This is a genomic window from Acidovorax sp. Leaf78 (genome assembly GCF_001422735.1).
Lineage (GTDB): Bacteria > Pseudomonadota > Gammaproteobacteria > Burkholderiales > Burkholderiaceae_C > Acidovorax.
Map to the genome: position 1 here is coordinate 635,473 of NZ_LMLZ01000001.1, position 20,268 is coordinate 655,740.

22 protein-coding genes are annotated in these 20,268 nt (G+C 65.8%); 15 read left to right on the top strand and 7 right to left on the bottom strand.

Going from position 1 to position 20,268, the window contains the following annotated elements; all coding sequences use genetic code 11:
- Nucleotides 1-33: 33 nt before the first annotated feature.
- The 5 genes from rpsF (at nt 34) to dnaB (ending at nt 3,132) form a co-directional block, all read left to right on the top strand.
- The gene (gene rpsF / locus ASF16_RS02795; protein ID WP_056162238.1) at nt 34-468 is read left to right on the top strand and encodes a 30S ribosomal protein S6; all 435 of its coding nucleotides are present in this window, start codon (nt 34-36) and stop codon (nt 466-468) included.
- A gap of 14 nt (nt 469-482) precedes the next feature.
- Nucleotides 483-773 (top strand): primosomal replication protein N, encoded by a 291-nt coding sequence (gene priB, locus ASF16_RS02800; protein ID WP_056162241.1) that lies wholly within the window; start codon nt 483-485, stop codon nt 771-773.
- A 17-nt stretch (nt 774-790) separates the two neighbouring features.
- On the top strand, nt 791-1,072 hold the full coding sequence (rpsR, locus tag ASF16_RS02805; protein WP_044397946.1) for a 30S ribosomal protein S18: 282 nt from the start codon (nt 791-793) through the stop codon (nt 1,070-1,072).
- Nucleotides 1,073-1,084: 12 nt separating this feature from the next.
- On the top strand, nt 1,085-1,537 hold the full coding sequence (gene rplI, locus ASF16_RS02810) for a 50S ribosomal protein L9 (RefSeq protein ID WP_056162244.1): 453 nt from the start codon (nt 1,085-1,087) through the stop codon (nt 1,535-1,537).
- A gap of 170 nt (nt 1,538-1,707) precedes the next feature.
- Nucleotides 1,708-3,132, top strand: a complete 1,425-nt coding sequence (dnaB, locus tag ASF16_RS02815) for a replicative DNA helicase (protein WP_056162249.1) — start codon at nt 1,708-1,710, stop codon at nt 3,130-3,132.
- Between the two features lie 195 nt (nt 3,133-3,327).
- Here the strand turns inward: dnaB and ASF16_RS02820 are convergent, their stop codons facing one another.
- The 4 genes from ASF16_RS02820 to ASF16_RS02835 form a co-directional block, all read right to left on the bottom strand.
- Nucleotides 3,328-3,717, bottom strand: a complete 390-nt coding sequence (locus ASF16_RS02820; RefSeq protein ID WP_056162254.1) for a hypothetical protein — start codon at nt 3,715-3,717, stop codon at nt 3,328-3,330.
- A 1-nt stretch (nt 3,718) separates the two neighbouring features.
- Nucleotides 3,719-5,536, bottom strand: a complete 1,818-nt coding sequence (locus tag ASF16_RS02825) for a PhoH family protein (protein ID WP_056162256.1) — start codon at nt 5,534-5,536, stop codon at nt 3,719-3,721.
- A gap of 207 nt (nt 5,537-5,743) precedes the next feature.
- Complete coding sequence (locus ASF16_RS02830) at nt 5,744-6,229, bottom strand: peroxiredoxin (protein ID WP_056162260.1); 486 nt, start codon at nt 6,227-6,229, stop codon at nt 5,744-5,746.
- Between the two features lie 225 nt (nt 6,230-6,454).
- Nucleotides 6,455-6,826 carry an Mth938-like domain-containing protein gene (locus ASF16_RS02835; protein WP_056162263.1) on the bottom strand — a complete coding sequence of 124 codons (372 nt, stop codon included), beginning with the start codon at nt 6,824-6,826 and terminating at the stop codon, nt 6,455-6,457.
- A gap of 154 nt (nt 6,827-6,980) precedes the next feature.
- Between ASF16_RS02835 and ASF16_RS02840 the strand changes: the two genes are divergently transcribed.
- From ASF16_RS02840 to moaD, 7 genes are all read left to right on the top strand, one after another.
- Nucleotides 6,981-8,234, top strand: a complete 1,254-nt coding sequence (locus ASF16_RS02840; protein ID WP_056162265.1) for a pyridoxal phosphate-dependent aminotransferase — start codon at nt 6,981-6,983, stop codon at nt 8,232-8,234.
- A 33-nt stretch (nt 8,235-8,267) separates the two neighbouring features.
- The gene (locus tag ASF16_RS02845) at nt 8,268-9,284 is read left to right on the top strand and encodes a DUF1176 domain-containing protein (RefSeq protein ID WP_056162268.1); all 1,017 of its coding nucleotides are present in this window, start codon (nt 8,268-8,270) and stop codon (nt 9,282-9,284) included.
- Between the two features lie 71 nt (nt 9,285-9,355).
- On the top strand, nt 9,356-10,690 hold the full coding sequence (locus ASF16_RS02850; protein ID WP_056162271.1) for a homoserine dehydrogenase: 1,335 nt from the start codon (nt 9,356-9,358) through the stop codon (nt 10,688-10,690).
- Nucleotides 10,690-12,126 carry a threonine synthase gene (gene thrC / locus ASF16_RS02855; RefSeq protein ID WP_056162274.1) on the top strand — a complete coding sequence of 479 codons (1,437 nt, stop codon included), beginning with the start codon at nt 10,690-10,692 and terminating at the stop codon, nt 12,124-12,126. The genes ASF16_RS02850 and thrC overlap by 1 nt, the downstream gene beginning before the upstream one ends.
- A 287-nt stretch (nt 12,127-12,413) precedes the next feature.
- Nucleotides 12,414-12,968 carry a molybdopterin-guanine dinucleotide biosynthesis protein B gene (mobB, locus tag ASF16_RS02860; RefSeq protein ID WP_056162277.1) on the top strand — a complete coding sequence of 185 codons (555 nt, stop codon included), beginning with the start codon at nt 12,414-12,416 and terminating at the stop codon, nt 12,966-12,968.
- A 31-nt stretch (nt 12,969-12,999) separates the two neighbouring features.
- Nucleotides 13,000-14,235, top strand: a complete 1,236-nt coding sequence (glp, locus tag ASF16_RS02865) for a gephyrin-like molybdotransferase Glp (protein ID WP_056162280.1) — start codon at nt 13,000-13,002, stop codon at nt 14,233-14,235.
- A gap of 189 nt (nt 14,236-14,424) precedes the next feature.
- Nucleotides 14,425-14,676: a molybdopterin converting factor subunit 1 gene (gene moaD / locus ASF16_RS02870; RefSeq protein ID WP_056162283.1), complete on the top strand. Its 252-nt coding sequence runs from the start codon at nt 14,425-14,427 to the stop codon at nt 14,674-14,676.
- Between the two features lie 33 nt (nt 14,677-14,709).
- Here moaD and dapA read toward each other — a convergent pair whose 3' ends face one another.
- From dapA to ASF16_RS02885, 3 genes are all read right to left on the bottom strand, one after another.
- Nucleotides 14,710-15,630 carry a 4-hydroxy-tetrahydrodipicolinate synthase gene (dapA, locus tag ASF16_RS02875; protein WP_056162286.1) on the bottom strand — a complete coding sequence of 307 codons (921 nt, stop codon included), beginning with the start codon at nt 15,628-15,630 and terminating at the stop codon, nt 14,710-14,712.
- 314 nt (nt 15,631-15,944) lie between these two features.
- On the bottom strand, nt 15,945-16,316 hold the full coding sequence (locus ASF16_RS02880) for a hypothetical protein (protein ID WP_056162289.1): 372 nt from the start codon (nt 16,314-16,316) through the stop codon (nt 15,945-15,947).
- Between the two features lie 11 nt (nt 16,317-16,327).
- On the bottom strand, nt 16,328-16,582 hold the full coding sequence (locus ASF16_RS02885) for a hypothetical protein (RefSeq protein ID WP_056162292.1): 255 nt from the start codon (nt 16,580-16,582) through the stop codon (nt 16,328-16,330).
- A gap of 77 nt (nt 16,583-16,659) precedes the next feature.
- Between ASF16_RS02885 and ASF16_RS02890 the strand changes: the two genes are divergently transcribed.
- The 3 genes from ASF16_RS02890 (at nt 16,660) to clpB (ending at nt 20,260) form a co-directional block, all read left to right on the top strand.
- Entirely contained in the window at nt 16,660-16,890 is a 231-nt protein-coding gene (locus ASF16_RS02890; protein ID WP_056162294.1) for a hypothetical protein, read from the top strand.
- Between the two features lie 35 nt (nt 16,891-16,925).
- The gene (locus tag ASF16_RS02895) at nt 16,926-17,402 is read left to right on the top strand and encodes a molybdenum cofactor biosynthesis protein MoaE (RefSeq protein WP_056162627.1); all 477 of its coding nucleotides are present in this window, start codon (nt 16,926-16,928) and stop codon (nt 17,400-17,402) included.
- Between the two features lie 251 nt (nt 17,403-17,653).
- A complete protein-coding gene (clpB, locus tag ASF16_RS02900; RefSeq protein WP_056162298.1) occupies nt 17,654-20,260 on the top strand; it encodes an ATP-dependent chaperone ClpB in 2,607 nt (868 codons plus the stop codon).
- Nucleotides 20,261-20,268: the final 8 nt, after the last annotated feature.

A 20,268-nucleotide genomic window follows, 5' to 3' on the forward strand; every position in this document is an offset into this window, starting at 1 on the left:
CGCAGCGGGTGGTGTCATCCAAAAGGAGTCTGCATGCGTCATTACGAAATCATTTTGTTGATCCACCCGGATCAAAGCGAACAAGTTCCAGCGATGCTGGAGCGCTACAAGGGCATGATCACCGCTGGCGGTGGCAAGGTGCACCGCGTGGAAGACTGGGGCCGCCGTCAACTGGCGTACCTGATCAACAAGCTGGCCAAGGCCCACTACCTGTGCGTGAACATCGAAGCCGACCAGGCTGTGATGGCTGAACTGGAGCACGCCTTCAAGTTCAACGACGCCGTGCTGCGCCACCTGACGGTTCAGAAGAAGAAGGCCGACACGGGCCCATCTTCGATGATGAAGACCGTCGAGCGCGAAGAAGCCCGCAAGGCTAGCCAGGCTGAATACGCAGCCGCCGGTGGCGAGCGTGGTGACCGTCCTGATCGCGCCGAGCGCCAGGAACGTCCAGAGCGCGCCGAGCGCTGATCCAGCCCGTTGGAGTGGAGAACCGCGTAGTCTTGACCGCATGTATCGCAGAGGCTGAACCCCTGCGCTACACACCCGCCGGATTGCCTGCCCTCACGCTGCGGCTCGAACACGAGTCCCGGCAGACCGAAGCAGGCCACCCCCGCGAAGTCAAGGCTGCCATGAAGGCCGTCGCCTTTGGTGCGATGGCCGAGCGTCTGGCAAGGCAGAACATCGGAAGTCTCTGGACTTTCAGTGGATTTCTGGCTACCCCGCGCAATGGCAAGACCGCAGTGCTGCACATCCAGGATATTCAACAAAATTAATTTTCAAGGGGTCCGCAATGGCCACGTTCAAGAAGTTCAACAAAGACAAGCGCCCAAAGCGCAACACCCAGTCCCTGCTGTTCAAGCGCAAGCGCTTTTGCCGCTTCACGGTGACCGGTGTTGAAGAAATCGACTACAAGGATGTCGATACGCTGCGCGATTTCATCGCCGAAAACGGCAAGATCATCCCCGCACGCCTGACCGGCACGCGCGCCATCTATCAGCGTCAGCTGAACACCGCCATCAAGCGCGCGCGCTTCCTGGCCCTGGTGCCTTACAGCGACCAGCACAAGATCTAAGGAGCACAACCCATGCAAATCATTCTGCTCGACAAGGTTGTGAACCTCGGCAACCTGGGTGAAATCGTCAAGGTCAAGGACGGCTACGCCCGTAACTTCCTGATCCCCGCTGGCCGCGCCCGTCGCGCCACCGAATCTGCCAAGGCAGAGTTCGAAGCCAAGCGCGCTGAACTCGAAAAGGCAGCAGCTGCCAAGCTGGCAGAAGCCCAAGCCCAAGGCGAAAAGCTGGCTGGCACCACCGTCAAGCTGACGCAAAAGGCTGGCGTGGACGGCCGTCTGTTTGGTTCCGTGACCAACCATGACATCGCCGAAGAGCTGAACAAGCAAGGCTACAAGATTGCCAAGTCGCAAATCCGCCTGCCCAACGGCCCTATCAAGGTCGTGAGCGACAGCACGGTGAGCGTGGCTCTGCACACCGACGTGGTGGTGGACGTGACCGTGTCGGTCTACGGCGAAACCGCCTGATCGTCACCCAGTGACTTTTGCAGAAGCCGCCCCCGGGCGGCTTTTGTCTTTGGGTCACCGCTTTTTGTACATGGTTGCCCACGGGTAGTCCACCACTTACCCACAGGTTTATCCCCGCGTATGCCTCGCCAGTGCGGGAGCTGCATGCAGCCTTTGCCCGGAGAACCGTCATGTCCGCAGTCTTTCCCCCCCTTGAGGAGAGTGGTTTCGAGCCACACGTGTCGCAGCCAGACCGCGAGGTGGCCCAGCTGCGCGTGCCGCCGCATTCCATCGAAGCCGAGTCCAGCGTGCTGGGCGGCCTGCTGCTGGACAACAACGCCTGGGACCGCGTGGGCGATCTGCTGGTGGAGAGCCACTTCTACCGCCACGAGCACCAGATGGTGTATTCGGCCATCGGCGCGCTGATAAATGCCAGCAAGCCGGCCGACGTCATCACCGTTTTCGAGCACCTGAAGAATCAGGGCAAGGCGCAGGACATGGGTGGCCTGGCCTACCTCAACAACCTGGCCCAGTACGTCCCCAGCGCCAGCAACATCCGCCGCTATGCCGAGATCGTTCGCGAGCGCGCCATCCTGCGCAAGCTGGTCACGGCGAGCGATGAAATATCGACCAACGCCTTCAACCCGCAGGGCAAGACGGTGGAGCGCATCCTGGACGAGGCCGAGGCCAAGATCTTCGCCATCGGCGAAGAGGGCTCGCGCACCAAGCAGGGCTTCCAGTCGCTGGACACCCTGGTGATCGACCTGCTCGACCGGGTGCAGGAGATGGCAGACAACCCGGTGGACGTGACCGGCGTGCCCACCGGCTTTGCCGACCTGGACCGCATGACGTCGGGCCTGCAGGCGGGTGACATGGTGGTGCTGGCGGCCCGCCCGTCCATGGGCAAGACCTCGTTCGCGGTGAACATCGCCGAACACGTGGCACTCAACGAAGGCCTTCCGGTCGCTATCTTCTCGATGGAAATGGGCGCCGCCCAGCTGGCGGTGCGTATCGTGGGCTCCATCGGCCGGGTGAACCAGGGCAACCTGCGCACGGGCAAACTGACCGACGACGAGTGGCCGCGCCTGACCGAGGCGATTGAAAAGCTGCGCACCGTGTCGCTGCACATCGACGAGACCCCTGGCCTCACCCCCGGCGAACTGCGGGCCAACGCCCGGCGCCTGGCGCGCCAGTGCGGCAAGCTGGGGCTGATCGTGGTCGACTACCTGCAGCTCATGAGCGGCTCGGGCGCCGGCAGCTCCGACAACCGCGCCACCGAGCTGGGCGAAATCTCCCGGGGTCTCAAGATGCTGGCCAAGGAGCTGCAGTGCCCGGTGATCGCGCTGTCGCAGCTCAACCGCTCGGTCGAGCAGCGCACCGACAAACGCCCCATGATGTCCGACCTGCGGGAGTCCGGCGCCATCGAGCAGGATGCCGACATCATCATGTTCATCTACCGCGACGACTACTACAACAAGGACAGCAAGGAGCCGAACGTGGCTGAGGTCATCATCGGCAAGCAGCGTAACGGCCCCACAGGTACCGTGAAGCTGTTCTTCCAGAAGAACCAGACCCGCTTTGAGAACCTGGCGATGGGCTCGGGCGACGATTATTGATAAAAAAATAGCCGCTACCGCTTGTCTATCAAGCGCTAGCAGCTATCAATATGTGAGCATCTTGCGGGTGCCGCTCTGGCACCGCAAGTCGTCTTTTGTCAAAGAGGGCTGGCACCTTGCCAGCCCTGTCACCGTTGTTCAGCTCCGTCCCGCCCCTGTGGCGCCACCGGGGCGCTCCACTGCGTTACAGCTGCTCTACTGCCGCAGCACCTGGATCAGCAAGCCCGCACCCAGTACGCCCAGCACCGCTACCGCAGCGGTCAGGCGCTGGCTGCGCTTTCGCAGTGCTTCCACGGCTTGCACCACCTGGGCGTTCTGCTCGGCCAGTGACTGGATCAGCACGGCGGATGCCTGCTGCTCCTGTTCCAGGCGTACCACGCGGTCCTGCCACTGGCGCAGGGCCGCTTCAGGCGTTGCAGCCAGGCTGGCCGGTGCGCCCGCAGCGGTGTCCGACCCGGCTGCACCACCGTGACCCGCCCGGGTAGAACCCATGAGCTTTCTGGCCGCAGCCAGCACCTGGGGCGTTGCCTCGATGACGTCGCGCCACGGCACCAGCTTGAGGGCGGTAATCCATCCAGCGGCCAACTCAGAGCACCTCGCTCGCGAAGTCGGCCAGGCGCGAGCGTTCGCCGCGCGCCAGGGTGATGTGCCCGCTGTGCGGCCAGCCCTTGAAGCGGTCCACCGCATAGGTCAGGCCTGAGGAGCCTTCGGTCAGGTACGGCGTGTCGATCTGCGCCAGATTGCCCATGCAGATGATCTTGGTGCCGGGGCCCGCGCGGGTGATCAGCGTCTTCATCTGCTTGGGCGTCAGGTTCTGCGCCTCGTCGATGATCACGTATTTGTTCAAAAAGGTGCGGCCGCGCATGAAGTTCATGCTCTTGATCTTGATGCGGCTGCGGATCAGCTCGTTGGTGGCGGCGCGGCCCCATTCGCCGGCATTGCCGCCGTCGCCCTTGGCCAGGAATTCGAGGTTGTCGTCCAGCGCGCCCATCCAGGGGCCCATCTTTTCTTCTTCGGTGCCGGGCAGAAAGCCGATGTCCTCGCCTACGCTCACGGTGGCGCGGGTCATGATGATCTCGGTGTAGCGGCGGTCGTCCAGCACCTGGGTCAGGCCCGCGGCCAGGGCCAGCAGGGTCTTGCCGGTGCCGGCCGTGCCGGTCAGGGTGACGAAGTCGATGTCGGGGTCCATGAGCAGGTTCATGGCGTAGTTCTGCTCGCGGTTGCGCGTGGTCACGCCCCACACCGCGTGCTTGGCCGAGCCGTAGTCCTTGAGCGTCTGCAGCACCGCCGTCTTTTCGCGGATCTCGCTCACGCGGGCGAACAGGCTGGGCTCGCCGGGCGCTTCGAAGTACACGAACTGGTTGATCATCAGCTGGGGTACGATGGGCCCGCCGATGCGGTAGTAGGTGTGCGCGCCGTTCTGCCAGCTTTCAACGTTCTTGCCGCTCTTGGCCCAGAAGTCGGGCGGCAGCGCCAGCACGCCGGCGTACAGCAGGTCGCCGTCTTCCAGAGTCTTGTCGTTCTGGTAGTCCTCGGCGTTCAGGCCCAGGGCGCGCGCCTTGACGCGCATGTTGATGTCCTTGGACACCAGCACCACTTCGCGCGGTGCGTGTTCCTTGCGCAGGGCCTCGACCACACCCAGGATCTGGTTGTCGGCCTTGCCTTGCGGCAGGCTGGTGGGCAGGCTGTAGTCCAGCGGTGCGGTCTGAAAGTACAGGCAGCCGCCGGCAGCGCGCTGCCCGGTGGAGTCAAGCTTCAGGCCGCGCCCGATGTCGGCGCCCTGCACGCCAGCCAGTGCGTCCAGCGAGCGGCTGGTCTGGCGGCCATTGCGGGCGACTTCGGTCATGCCCTTTTTGTGGCCGTCGAGCTCTTCCAGCACGATCATCGGCAGGAAGATGTCGTGCTCTTCAAAGCGGAACAGGCTGGTGGGGTCGTGCAGCAGCACGTTGGTGTCCAGAACGAACAGCTTGGTCGGGCCCTGGGACTTGCTGCGCTTGCTGCGGCTGGCCGATGGCGCTGCTGCAGCCACAGGGGCGGCCACGGCGGGGGCTGCTGCTGCGGCAGGCGCAGCGGTGGTGCGTGCCGGGGCCTTGCGGGCGGGGCTGCGGGCCTCCACCGGGGCGGCTGGCTCGGCCCGGGTGCTGCGCGTGGCCGTGCGCTCTGCCGTGGTGGCGGGCGTTGCGGGTGCGGTGCTGGAGACGACCTGTAAGGAGGCCGTGCGTTCGGCCGCTGTCTTGCGGCCTATGCTGCGTGCCGGTGTCGCCACTTCGGGTGCCGAGCTGATGGCATCGGCTGCTTCTGCAGCGGTGGCCGTAGTGGCCGCTTTGCCGGGGCGGGCGGTCACATCGTAGGCTTCGGGGGCGAGGAGGGCGGCGCGCCGGCTGGGGGCTGGGGGCAGGGGCATGGTGACAGGGCCTCGGTCAGTGACGGTGGAAATATCGAAAGTCAGAAAGCAAAAAGCCGCCTGGAGACCAAGGCGGCTTTTTGGGATGGGGCAGTAGACGTTGCGGGAACCAGGAGCATCAAACCATTATGCCTATTCCTGATGTCAGGCCTGGGCAAAACCGCAGAGCTGTCGCATGGATGCGCTGTGTTCCCGTGCAATCTGCTGTCAGGCGGCTTTTTTCAGGGCCTTGATGGACTTCACGGCCTTGAGGACTTCGTCCACGTGGCCGGGGACCTTCAGGCCACGCCATTCCTGCACCAAAATGCCATCCGGGCCGACCAGGAAGGTGCTGCGCTCGATGCCCTTGACCTTCTTGCCGTACATGATCTTGTTCTTGACCACGCCGAACATGTGGCACATCTTCTCTTCGGTGTCAGCGATGAGTTCGAAGGGCAGTTCGAGCTTTTCCTTGAAGTCGTCGTGCGACTTCATGTTGTCGCGCGACACGCCGAACACGGCGGCGCCAGCCTTCACGAAGTCCTTGTACTTGTCACGGAACTGCATGGCTTCCGTGGTGCAGCCCGGCGTGTTGTCCTTGGGGTAGAAGTAGAGCACCATGATCTGGCCAAGGTGGGTGGTATTGGAAACCTTGAGTCCACCGGTCGCGTTGGCTTCAAATTCGGGGAGGGGTTTGTTGACAACGATCGCCATATCACTTCAATCTCTCAGGATGTAGTCGTTGATAAGCCGGGGGAAGCGGGTGTGTTATTGCTCTTGTGAGTGCCCCCGACCGCAACCCGTGATTTTACTCCGAAATCGATTGCTAACCAAATGTAAGACTGTGTGTCCAAGCCTTTCGCGCACAGGTCACCGCGCGGCAGCGCCCGCGAAAGCGCCGGGCGGCGCCATCCGCTGATCAGGCGGATGGGTTCGGCATCAAGTTTCCAGCAGCAGGGCGGCGACCACGTTGCGCCCTTCGCTTGCCAGGATGTTGTAGGTGCGGCAGGCGGCAGCCGTGTCCATGGTTTCCAGACCCAGCCGGCGGGCGATCAGTGGCGCCAGCCAGGCCGGGGGCGGAAACCGGTTGCGCGTGCCGCTGCCGAAGATGACGAGCTCCGTCTCCAGCTGGGCCAGTTGCGCGAAGTGTTCGGCCGTGAGGTCTTCAAAACGCGCGCAGGGCCAGGCCTCGCGCAGGCCGTTCGAGCCGATGATGACGCTGTGGGTGATCTTGTCGGCGTCCACGCCGATCCAGCCGGGGCCGTATCCGCTGATGGTTTGTGCGTTCGAGCGGTCGGGCTGAAATTTCATGGGTGTCGCAGGCAGCCGTGGCGGGCGGCGGTGTGGCAGCGGGCCTTCGGGAGAAGGGGCCGGTGGTACATCTGATCTGTGGTCAAATTATAGGTTCGCCAAGGTGCCCGCCGCTCTGGCCCGCCACCTGACCATACTCCTTCACCGTCAGCGCATGAAAACCGTCCAGAAATCCGCCAAGCTCGCCAACGTCTGCTACGACATCCGGGGGCCGATCATGGACGCGGCCAAGCAGATGGAGGAAGACGGGCACAAGATCATCAAGCTCAACATCGGCAACCTGGCGGTGTTCGGTTTCGATGCGCCGGAGGAGATCCAGCTGGACATGATCCGCAACCTGCCCAACTCGGCAGGGTATTCGGACAGCAAGGGCATCTTCGCGGCGCGCAAGGCGGTGATGCACGAGACGCAAAAGCAGGGCATCAAGGGCGTGGCGCTCGACGACATCTACCTGGGCAACGGCGCCAGCGAACTCATCGTCATGGCCACCAACGCGCTGCTGGACAACGGCGACGAACTGTTGCTGCCCTCGCCCGACTACCCGCTGTGGACGGCCGCGGCCAGCCTGTCGGGCGGTACGCCGGTGCATTACCTGTGCGACGAGGCCAACGGCTGGATGCCCGACCTGGCCGACATCCGCGCCAAGATCACGCCCCGCACGAAGGGCATCGTGGTCATCAACCCCAACAACCCCACCGGCGCGCTGTACTCGGACGACCTGCTCAAAGGCATCGTCGCCATCGCCCGCGAACACGGCCTCGTGATCTTTGCGGACGAGGTGTACGACAAGGTGCTGTACGACGGCACCCAACACACGGCCATCGGCTCGCTGAGCCAGGACGTGCTCACGCTCACCTTCAACTCGCTGTCCAAGAGCTACCGCTCCTGCGGCTATCGCGCGGGCTGGCTGGTGGTGTCGGGCGACAAGAAACCTGCCCGGGACTACATCGAGGGTCTGAACATGCTCTCGAACATGCGCCTGTGCGCCAACGTGCCCGGCCAGTGGGCCGTGCAGACGGCGCTGGGTGGCTACCAGAGCATCAACGAGCTGGTGGGCGAGGGCGGCCGCCTGCGCAAGCAGCGCGACCTGGCGTACGAGCTCATCACCGCCATCCCTGGCGTGACCTGCGTCAAGCCCCAGGCGGCGCTGTACATGTTCCCGCGCCTGGACCCGGCTGTGTACCCCATCGAGGACGACCAGCAGTTCTTCCTGGAGCTACTGCAGGAAACCAAGGTCATGCTGGTGCAGGGCACCGGCTTCAACTGGGCGGCTCCCGACCACTTCCGCATCGTGTTCCTGCCCCACGAGGACGACCTGCGCGACGCCATCGGCCGGGTGGCGCGCTTCCTGGAGCAGTACCGCAAGCGCAAGCAGGCTGCTGCGGCGGCAGCCTCGGCTGCGGCTTGAGTGGCGCGCCGCCGAGTGAGGAGGGCTTTTCACATGCGTATCCGTTTCGTCGCCCACCGCGCGGTGGCCGTGCTGGCCTTGGCTGCAACGTTGCCGTCCGCGCACGCCGCAGACCCCAAGCCAGAGCCCGTCAGGTTCCAGCACAAGGATTGGGCGCTGCAATGCGACAACACGCGCACCTGCCGCGCTGTGGGCTACCAGTCGGAGGACGGTGATTCCGAACCTGCCTCCATCCTCCTGACGCGTCCTGCAGGCCCGAATGCGCCGGTGCAGGTGGACCTGCAGGTCTATTCCGAAAAGGCCGACCCCGCGGCGCTCGATCTGCAGGTGGGCAAGCTTTCGCTTCGCGGCCTGGAGGGGACCATCCCGCGAGTGCCAGCCGGCCAGGTGCCGCGCCTGCTGCAGGAACTGCTCAGGAACGACGAGGCAACGCTGTCAGCAGGCAACGACCGGTGGACGCTGTCCCTGGCAGGGGCCAGCGCCGTGCTGCTCAAGATGGACGAGGCTCAAGGCCGCATTGGCACGCCGGGCGCGCTGGTGCGGCGCGGTACCAAGGCGGAGTCCTCGGTGCTGCGGCCCGCGGCCGCGCCCGTGGTCAAAGGTGTCTTGCCGGTGGCGCCTCGCAAGGGCGATGGTGCGCTGGCCAGGCCCCTGCTCGCCGAGATCGACCGTGCCAGTGTGGCCGACCAGTGCAACGGCCAGGACCCGCTGAACCCGTCCACCGCCCAGGTCCGCCGGCTCACGGACCGCAAGCTTTTGGTGTCCCTGCCCTGCGGCATGGGCGCCTATAACTACAGCAAACTGCTGTGGGTCGCCAGCGACCTGCCGCCCCACAAGCCCGAGCCTTTGCAGGACGTGGACGGCGAGTTCGATGCTGACACGGGCTCTGTCCATTCGGCTATGAAGGGCCGCGGCATCGGCGACTGCTGGTCGACGCGCGACTGGCAGTTCGACGGGCAGGGCTTCGTGCTCACCCGTGAAGCTGGCGACAGCATGTGCCGGGGCTTTCCTGGCGGCGCCTGGCAGTTGCCGAGCTACGTCACGCGCTGAGGCCCAGCCCCGCTGCGCCGCGGCTGCCTGTCCTCCATTTCAACCCGATTCAACCCTTTTCCAACATCACCATGAAACCCATCCAAGTAGGCCTTCTGGGCATCGGCACCGTCGGCAGCGGCGTGTTCAACGTGCTCCAGCGCAACCAGGAAGAAATCCGCCGCCGGGCCGGCCGCGGCATCGAGATCACCATGGTGGCCGACCTCGACGTGGACCGTGCCCGGGCCGCGGTGGGTGACGGTATCGAGGTCGTGAACGACGCCCGCGCCATCATCGCCAACCCCGACATCGACATCGTCATCGAGCTCATCGGCGGCTACGGCATCGCCCGTGCGCTGGTGCTCGAGGCCATCGCCGCCGGCAAGCACGTCGTCACCGCCAACAAGGCGCTGCTGGCCGTGCACGGCACCGAGATCTTCGCGGCCGCATCGGCCAAGGGCGTGATGGTGGCCTTCGAGGCCGCCGTGGCCGGTGGCATCCCCATCATCAAGGCGCTGCGCGAAGGCCTGACGGCCAACCGCATCCAGTGGATCGCCGGCATCATCAACGGCACCACCAACTTCATCCTGTCCGAGATGCGCAGCAAGGGTCTGGACTTCGATGTGGTGCTGAAAGAAGCGCAGCGCCTGGGCTACGCCGAGGCCGACCCGACCTTCGACATCGAAGGCGTGGACGCCGCGCACAAGGTCACGCTGATGAGCGCCATCGCTTTCGGCGTCCCGGTGCAGTTCGACAAGGCCTACGTCGAGGGCATCACCAAGCTGTCCGCCGCCGACATCAAGTACGCCGAGCAACTGGGCTACCGCATCAAGCTTTTGGGCATCACCAAGCGCGTCGACAAGGGCGTGGAGCTGCGCGTGCACCCGAGCCTGGTGCCTTCCAAGCGCCTGATCGCCAACGTCGAAGGCGCGATGAACGCCGTGGTGGTGCAGGGCGATGCCGTGGGCACCACGCTGTACTACGGCAAGGGCGCGGGCAGCGAGCCCACCGCCAGCGCCGTGATTGCCGACCTGGTGGACATCGCCCGCCTGCACACGGCCGACCCCGAGCACCGCGTACCGCACCTGGCCTTCCAGGCCCATACGCTGACCGACGCCATGGGCACGCTGCCGGTGCTGCCGATGAGCGAAGTGGTCACCAGCTACTACCTGCGCCTCTCCGTGGCCGACCAGGCCGGCGTGCTGGCCAAGGTCACTGGCCTGCTGGCTGAGGCCGGCGTGAGCATCGACGCGGTGCTGCAGCGCGAAGCCGATGAAGTGGGCGGCGAGGGCGCCACCCAGACCGACCTGATCATCCTGACCCACGACACCCGCGAAGGCACCATGGACGCCGTCATCGCCCAGATGCAGGCGCTGCCCACGGTGCTGGCGCCCATCACGCGCATCCGCAAGGAGGAACTGAACTGATGCTGTACATCTCCACCCGCGGCCATGCCGACCGCAAGCATTTCTGCGACATCCTGCTCGAAGGCCTGGCGCCCGACGGCGGCCTGTACTTGCCCGAGCAGTACCCCAAGATCACCGGTGCCGCCCTGACCAAGCTGCGCAAGGCCTACCACGAGCAGGGCTACGCCGAACTGGCCTTCCAGATCCTGTCGCTGTACATCGACGACATCCCTGCCGCTGACCTGAAGGCCATCTGCGCCAAGACGTACACGGCCGAAGTGTTCGGCACGGGCGAGATCGTGCCCCTGCGCCACCTGGAAGACGGCCTGTGGCTCGAAGCCCTGTCCAACGGCCCCACGCTGGCCTTTAAGGACATGGCCATGCAGCTGCTGGGCAACCTGTTCGAGTATGAACTCAAGCGCCGCGGCGAAGAGCTGAACATTCTGGGCGCCACCAGCGGCGACACCGGCAGCGCGGCCGAGTACGCCATGCGCGGCAAAGAGGGCGTGCGCGTCTTCATGACCTCGCCCCACGGCCGCATGAGCGCTTTTCAGCAGGCGCAGATGTTCAGCCTGCAGGACGAGAACATCCACAACATCGCCATCGAAGGCGTGTTCGACGACTGCCAGGACATCGTCAAGGCCGTGAGCAACGACCTCGACTTCAAGCGCAAATACAAGATCGGCACCGTCAACTCCATCAACTGGGCGCGTCTTTTGGCGCAGGTGGTGTACTACTTCGCGGGCTACATCCAGGCCACCGAGACCAACGACCAGAAGGTCAGCTTCACCGTGCCGTCGGGCAACTTCGGCAACGTCTGCGCGGGCCACGTGGCGCGCCAGATGGGCCTGCCGATCGCCAAGCTGGTGGTCGCCACCAACGAGAACGACGTGCTCGACGAGTTCTTTCGCACGGGCTCGTACCGCGTGCGCGCAGCAGCCGACACGCACGAGACGTCGAGCCCGTCGATGGACATCAGCAAGGCCAGCAACTTCGAGCGGTTCATCTTCGACCTGCTGGGCCGCAACGGCCAGCGCACCAAGGCCCTGTTCAGCGCCGCGCTGCAGACCTATGGCCGGTTCGATTTGAGCGCCGATCCGCTGTTCGCCGATGCGGCGGGCAAGTACGGCTTTGAAAGCGGCAAGAGCACCCACGCCGACCGCCTGGCCACCATCCGCGACACCCACCAGCGCCATGGCGTGACCATCGACACCCACACCGCCGACGGCGTGAAGGTGGCGCGTGAGCACCGTGGCGACGCGTCGGTGCCGATGATCGTGCTGGAGACCGCGCTGCCCATCAAGTTTGCAGAGACCATCGAAGAAGCCCTGGGCCACGCGCCCGAGCGGCCCGAGAAGTTCGCGGGCATCGAAGACCTGCCCAAGCGCGTGCAGGTGATGCCCGCCGATGTGGACCAGGTCAAGGCGTACATCCAGCGGGTGTGCGATGACGCCTGAGTGAGCAGTCCAGCGCAGCGGGGCAGGGTCCCGGTGCTGGCGTGCCTTGGCCGTGGCACCGCAGGCGGATTCAGCGGATCGGCAGGGCCCCGGCGCCGCGCTGGCGCCGCCAAGCAGCCGTCGCGGCCCTCGCGGCCCTCGCGGCACCGCTGGCTGGCCGCCACCGCGCGGCTTGACGGCCCCGAGAGCAGCGCTGCAGAGCGTTATTGAGCATAAAAATGGCCGCTACCGCTTGATAGGCATGCGCAAGCAGCTATTAAAAATGTAGCGACCGCAAGGAGCGATGGATGAAGGTGATCGGTTTTGCAGGCTTCTCCGGCAGTGGCAAGACCACGCTGGTCGAGCAACTCATCCCCGAGCTGCGCTTGCGCGGGCTGCGGGTGTCGGTGGTCAAGCACGCGCACCACAGCTTCGACGTGGACCACCCCGGCAAGGACACCTACCGCCACCGCGAGGCCGGTGCGTTCGAAGTGGTGGCGGCGTCCGACAAGCGCCTGATGCTGGTGCGCGAGTTCGAGCGCCCTGCCACGCTCTCGGTGCACCACCTGATCGCCGAGCTGTACGCGGGCGTGGACTGGGTGCTGGTGGAAGGCTTCAAGGACAGCGACCTGCTCAAGGTCGAAGTCTGGCGCGCGCCCGAAGCCGGCCAGACGGCCAAGCCCGTGCGCTACCCCGAGGACGACTTCGTGGTGGCTGTCGCCACCGACGCGCCCGGTGCGCTCACGGTGCCCACGCAGTTGCCCCTGCTCGACCTCAACGCCCCGTCCGCGGTGGTGGACTGGCTGGTGCAGAACGAACAGCGGTTCGAGTACAACGAAGAGCTCTACGGGGCCGGGATGTAGTCCCATTCAAGCGACGGGAATCACCACCACCATGAACCGCCCCCTCAAATCCCTGGACGACGCGCTGGCCGAGCTGCTGGCGCACGCCGTGCCGCCGGCAGCCACGCAGGCGGTGTCCACCTTCGACGCCGATGGCCGGGTGCTGGCGCAGGACTGCGTCTCGGCGCTGCACGTGCCCCCGCAGGACAACAGCTCCATGGACGGCTACGCGGTGCGCCGGGCCGACGTGCCCGCGGCGGGCACGGTGCTGCCGGTCTCGCAGCGCATTGCCGCGGGCAGCGCGGGCGAGCCGCTGCAAAGCGGCACGGCAGCGCGCATCTTCACCGGCGCGCCGGTGCCCGAGGGCGCCGATGCCATCCTGATGCAGGAAGACTGTGAAGCCCTGGCGGACCAGGGCAGCGTGCGCATCAACGCCGTGCCCCAGCCCGGCCAGTGGATCCGCCGAGCGGGTGAAGACATCACCCGCGGTGCCGTGGTGCTGGCCCGGGGCACGCGCCTGACGCCCGCCGAGCTGGGCCTGGCCGCGAGCATTGGCCTGCACGCGCTGCAGGTCGCACGCCGGCCGCGCGTGGCGCTGTTTTCCACCGGCGACGAGCTGGTGATGCCCGGCGAGGTGCCGCCCGAGCAGATGCGCCCCGGCGCCATCTACAACAGCAACCGCTTCTTTTTGCGCGCCATGCTGCAGCGGCTGGGCTGCGAGGTGACCGACCTGGGCATCGTCCCGGACCGGCGCGACGCCACGGTGGAGGCGCTGCGCAGCGCCAGCGCAGACCACGACCTCATCCTCACCAGCGGCGGCGTGTCGGTGGGTGAAGAGGACCACATCAAGCCCGCTGTCGAGTCGCTCGGCCGCCTCGACCTGTGGCAGATCGCCATGAAGCCCGGCAAGCCGTTCGCCTACGGCCAGATCCCGCGGGCAGAGGGCGCTGCGCACTTCATGGGCCTGCCCGGCAACCCCGTGTCGAGCTTTCTGACCTTTGCACTGCTGGTGCGGCCGTTCGTGCTGCGCCTGCAGGGCGTGCAGGACGTTGCCCCCAGGTCCATCGCTGCCCGCGCCGATTTCAACTGGCCCAAAGCCGACAAACGCCGCGAATTCCTGCGCGTGCGTCACAACGCAGCCGGCGGGCTCGACCTGTTCGCCAACCAGAGCTCGGGCGTGCTCACCTCGGCCGCTTGGGGCCATGGCGTGGTGGACAACCCGGCGGGCCAGACGATTGCCGCTGGCGATACGGTGCGGTTCATCGCTTTCTCGGAGCTGCTGGAATGAAACACCCCCTGAGTCGCTTCGCGCCTTCCCCCTCTCTCGCATTGCTATGCAATGCGGAAGGGGGACGCCCCCAGCGCAAGCGCTGGATACGCCGCCTTCGCGGCGGGGCGGCCCTTGCGCGGGGGCGCTGGCTCAGAGCGTGCCAGTTTCATGCGCTGCAAATGACGCGCCGCGTTATGGAAAACTGAGATGAAAGTCGGTATACGTTACTTCGCCTCCATCCGCGAGGCCATTGGGCACGGCAGCGAGGCGGTCGAGACCTCGGCCGCCACGCTGGGTGCCCTGCGCGACGAACTGATCGCCCGCGGCGGGGCCCACGCCAGCAGCCTGGCGCGCGGCCGGGCCGTGCGCATGGCGCTCGATCAGACCTTGAGCGATGAATCCGCCATCCTGGCCGATGGGGCCGAGGTGGCGTTTTTTCCCCCGGTGACGGGCGGTTAGCTGGGCGCACTTTCTCGCGCGCGGCCAGTCACCTCAAAGCGCCTGCAAACGATCTTGCAGCGCCTTCGAGGCCGGCATCATCGGCGCGCGCAGTTCGCTGCGCATCCACCCTTCATGCGCCAGCATCGCCTTGAGCGGGGCCGGGTTGGGCTCGGCAAAACATGCGTCCACCCAGGGTTGCAAGGCTTGCCACACCGGGCGTGCTGCGGGCAGGTCGCCTGAGCGCAGCAAAGCCGTCAACTCCACAAACTGCGGTGTTTGCCAGTGCGCGCTGGCCGAGATGGCGCCGGCGCCGCCCAGGGCCAGCGTGTGGAATATCTGCGCGTCTTCGCCCGTCAGCACCTGCAGCCGGCCATCGGCGATCAGGGCCTGCGTCTTGGCCGGGTTGCCACCGCAGTCCTTGATGCCCTGGATGCGCGGATGCGCCGCCAGCGCCAGCAGCGTTTCGGTGGTGATCGTGGCACCCGTGCGGTAGGGAATGTCGTAAATCAGCACGGGCACCGCGCTGGCGTCGGCCAGGGTGCGAAACCAGTGCAGCAGGCCTTCTTGCGAGGGGCGAATGTAGTGGGGGGCGGACACCAGCAAGCCCGCCACCGGGTAGTGCGCCAGCGCGCGCACCTGCTCCAGCATCTGGCCCTGGTGGTAGCCCGACAGGCCCATCACCACGGGCAACCCCTGGGCGGCGCCCAGCACGGTCTCCAGCACCTGCAATTGCTCGGCCTTGTCGAGGGCCGCCGCCTCGCCGGTCGAGCCGCAGGCCACGAAGCCCGCAACACCGTCGGCACAGAGCCGGGCGGTGAGGGCGGCCAGGGCCGGATGGTCCACGGCACCATCCTTGAACGGCGTGACCAGGGCGATCCACAGCCCGCTGAAGACGGTGCGGGTGGGTGCAGGGAGTGTGGCCTCGGGTGTAGTGGCGAGGGCAGCGGGGGAAGGTGTCGTCAGTGTGCGCATGCGCAGGGTCCTTTCAAGGTTCGACCAAGGGAAGAACCGTCCGAAAAAGAACGCGCGGAATGCCGGGGAGGGAAGAAAAAGAAAGCGGGATTTCTCTACCAGGTGGTTCCGTCGCTCATCCGGACGGAACCACAGCTCCGGTCAGATGAGCTCTGGTTTTTTGGCTTTGACCACGCACTGCAAGGCCACCGCGGGAGCGGTGATCAGGGCAGAAATGCGGTGCGTGGGCATGGGGCGCAGTATAGCGACGAGCCTGCAAAAAGATGTCTGATGGGCGCCACGGCAGGCAACGGGCTGATGCAGGCCAGCGGGCCTCAGCGCTCCTGGCCTGGTGCGGGTGCTTCGGCTGGGTTCCCTGGATCGTCGGCAGGTGGCGGCGGCAGCAGCTCCGGGCAAGGCCAGTTCAGCATCTCTGCCAAGCGCGTGACGATCCACGTCGCCTCGGCCACCGACACGCCCGATTCGGCGCTGCACAGCCCGGCGTGGATGCGCCGCAAGATCTCGGCCTCCGACGGCGCCTGCACGTGGTACAGCGTCTGCGCATGCTCCACCAGGTGGCCCGCCAGGTCCTCGCACAGTTCGTAGCGGGTGCGCACCACGGCGGGCTTCCCCGTCAGCCGGTTGCGGGTGTCGCTGTACACGGCCATGAAGGAGGGCGGGACGTGGATCTGGTTGTCGTCATCCATGGGCGTCTCGCTCAATCGGGCGTGAACAGGCGCTCGAACCGGGCCTGGTCGGCAGGCAGCTCAAAGCTCACCACCTGGCCCATCTTCATGTCCGACAGCCGGCACGCCGCGAACAGCGTGGTCTTGCCCGCCAAGTCCATCACATCGAGGTCGATGATGGCGTAAGGGTAGGGCACGAAGACCTGGTGCTCGAACACGTCCTTGTGCGCATTGCGCGGCGAAGGGTAGAGCTTGTAGAGGTCGGTGGTGATGGTTTGCGTGGCCATGGAGGTGGGGAAGCGCCCTGCGAGCGGGCACTGGGGGTAAAGTGCGGGCCCATCGTACAGACAATCACACATCCTCCATGGCAAAACCCAAAAGTGAATGGCCCGGCAAAGTCCTGGCCCTGGTGCAGGGCGGCAACATCGACGCCGCCATCGCCCAGATCAAGGTGGCCCCGACCGTGGGCGACGTGACGCGCCTGCAGGCACTACTGGCCAAGCTGCCGCCGAAGCCGGCGCTCGCGCAGTTGAACAAAGTGGTCGAAGAAGAGCTCGCCCTGCTGGCCGCGCCCCGGCTGCACCGCTCGCCATGACCACGCCGCGCGACTTGCCCCCGGGTGCCGTCACCATGGCGTCGCCCCGCGTTTCCATCCAGACGCAGGACTTCGACCTGTCCACCGAAATCGCCGCGCTGCGCAGCCATAACAAGGGCGTAGGCGCGGTCTGCAGTTTCATCGGCACGGTGCGCGATCGCAATGAAGGCGATGCCGTGTCGTCCATGGAGCTGGAGCATTACCCCGGCATGACCGAAAAATCCATCGAGGCCATGGTGGACGAGGCCCTGCGCCGCTTCGACATCTTCGGCGCCCGCATCATCCACCGCGTGGGGCTGCTGCAGCCGCTCGACCAGATCGTGCTGGTGGCCGTGACCAGCGCGCACCGCGGCCAGAGCTTTCAGGCCTGCGAGTTCTTGATGGACTACCTCAAGACCCAGGCCCCGTTCTGGAAGAAGGAAGAAACCCCGCAAGGCGCCCGCTGGGTGGATGCGCGGGTGAGCGACGACGCAGCGCTGGCACGCTGGGGCATCACGGCGCAGAACGCATAGGGCTGCCCGGGGCTGCCGCAAGCTGCCGTTCGGCTGCGGTGCACCTGGCGCATGGGTGCAAGCAGATCATTTCAGGTCAAAAATGCCTCTGCCGCGCTTTGGGTAAGCGCAGAAAGCTATTAAAAATATAGCAATGGGATGCGACGCACTCACGGGAGTTTGCTGACCCGCGTCATCACTGGTCGAGGTGACTGTCTTGAAATCGGGCATTTCCCGCCCCAATTGGTCTGCAATTCGGAGGACATTCACCCATGCGTCTCGACAAATTCACCACCAAGTTTCAAGAAGCCCTGAGCGACGCCCAGACCCTCGCCCTGGGCAGTGACCACGCCTACATCGAGCCCGTCCACGTCATCGTGGCCATGCTGCGGCAGGACGATGGCCCGCGGGCGCTGCTGCAGCGCGCCGGCGTCAATGTGCAAGGTTTGCTGGCCGCGGCAGAGTCCGCTGTGCAGCGCCTGCCCCAGGTGCAGGGCAACGACCAGGTGCAGGGCGGCCCGGAGCTCGGCCGCGTGCTGCAGGCCACCGAGAAGGAAGCCATCAAGCGCGGCGACCAGTTCATCGCGAGCGAGCTGTTCCTGCTGGCCGTGATCGACAGCAAGGGCGAGGCGGCGCGCATCGCCAAGGAAAACGGCCTGACCCGCAAGAGCCTGGAGACCGCCATCGACGCGGTGCGCGGCGGCCAGAAGATGGACAGCGCCGAGGCCGAGGGCCAGCGCGGTGCCCTGGCCAAGTACTGCATGGACCTGACCGAGCGCGCCCGCATCGGCAAGTTGGACCCCGTGATCGGCCGCGACGACGAGATCCGCCGTGCCATCCAGGTGCTGCAGCGCCGCACCAAGAACAACCCCGTGCTCATCGGCGAGCCCGGCGTGGGCAAGACCGCCATCGTCGAAGGCCTGGCCCAGCGCATCGTGGCGGGCGAGGTGCCTGAGTCGCTCAAGGGCAAGCGCGTGTTGTCGCTCGACATGGCCGCCCTGCTGGCCGGTGCCAAGTACCGCGGCGAGTTCGAAGAGCGCCTCAAGGCCGTGCTCAACGAGCTGGCCAAGGACGAGGGCCAGACCATCGTCTTCATCGACGAGCTGCACACCATGGTGGGCGCGGGCAAAGGCGAAGGCGCGATGGACGCGGGCAACATGCTCAAGCCCGCCCTCGCGCGTGGCGAGCTGCACTGCGTTGGCGCCACCACGCTCGACGAATACCGCAAGTACATCGAGAAGGATGCTGCGCTGGAGCGCCGCTTCCAGAAGATCCTGGTGGGCGAGCCCACGGTGGAGGCCACCATCGCCATCCTGCGCGGCCTGCAGGAAAAATACGAGGTGCACCATGGCGTGGACATCACCGACCCGGCCATCGTGGCCGCGGCCGAGCTGAGCCACCGCTACATCACCGACCGCTTTTTGCCCGACAAGGCCATCGACCTGATCGACGAGGCTGCCTCCAAGATCAAGATCGAGATGGACTCCAAGCCCGAGGTCATGGACCGCCTGGACCGCCGCCTGATCCAGCTGCAGATCGAGCGCGAGGCCGTGCGCCGCGAGAAGGACGAGTCGTCGCTCAAGCGCTTCGGCCTGATCGAGGAAGAGATCGCCAAGCTGCAAAAGGAGATCGCCGACTACGACGAGATCTGGCAGGCCGAAAAGGCCCAGGCCCAGGGCAGCGCGCAAGTGCGCGAAGCCATCGACAAGCTCAAGTTCCAGATCGAGGAATTCACCCGCAAGGGCGACTTCAACAAGGTGGCCGAGCTGCAGTACGGCAAGCTGCCAGACCTGGAGCGCCAGCTGAAAGAAGCGCAGGCGCAAGAGGATGGCAAGGACGGTGCTCCTGCCCCGCGCCGCCTGCTGCGCACGCAGGTGGGCGCCGAAGAGATCGCCGAAGTGGTGAGCCGCGCCACGGGCATTCCCGTGTCCAAGATGCTGCAGGGCGAAAAGGACAAGCTCCTGCAGATGGAAGACAAGCTGCACGAGCGCGTGGTCGGCCAGGAGGAGGCGATTGCCGCGGTGGCCAACGCCATCCGCCGCTCGCGCTCGGGCTTGTCGGACCCGAACCGTCCCACGGGCTCGTTCCTGTTCCTGGGCCCCACGGGCGTGGGCAAGACCGAGCTGTGCAAGGCGCTGGCGGGCTTCTTGTTCGACAGCGAAGACCACCTGATCCGCATCGACATGAGCGAGTTCATGGAGAAGCATTCGGTGGCCCGCCTGATCGGCGCGCCGCCCGGCTACGTGGGCTACGAGGAGGGCGGCTACCTGACCGAAGCCGTGCGCCGCAAGCCCTACAGCGTGCTGCTGCTCGACGAGGTGGAAAAGGCCCACCCCGATGTGTTCAACGTGCTGCTGCAGGTGCTGGACGACGGCCGCCTGACGGATGGGCAGGGCCGTACCGTGGACTTCAAGAACACGGTGATCGTGATGACGAGCAACATCGGCTCGCACCTGATCCAGGCCATGGTGGGGCAGGACGCCGAGGACATTAAGGAAGCGGTGTGGGGCGAGCTCAAGAACCACTTCCGCCCCGAGTTCCTGAACCGCATCGACGAGACCGTGGTGTTCCATGGCCTGGACGCGCAGCACATCGCCGCCATCGCCAAGATCCAGCTGCACCAGCTGCAATCCCGGCTGGCCAAGATGGATTTGGACTTGCAGGTGTCGGACGCGGCCTTGGCAGAATTGGCCAAGGTGGGGTTTGACCCCGTGTTCGGCGCGCGGCCGCTCAAGCGGGCGATCCAGCAGCGGCTGGAGAACCCGCTGTCCAAGCTGCTGCTGGAAGGGCGGTTCCCGCCCAAGAGCGTGATCCCGGTCACGGTGAACCCGGTGCTGGAGCCCGGCGTCTTTCAGTTCGGCGCTGCAGCGCAGGGCTGACAGACTGA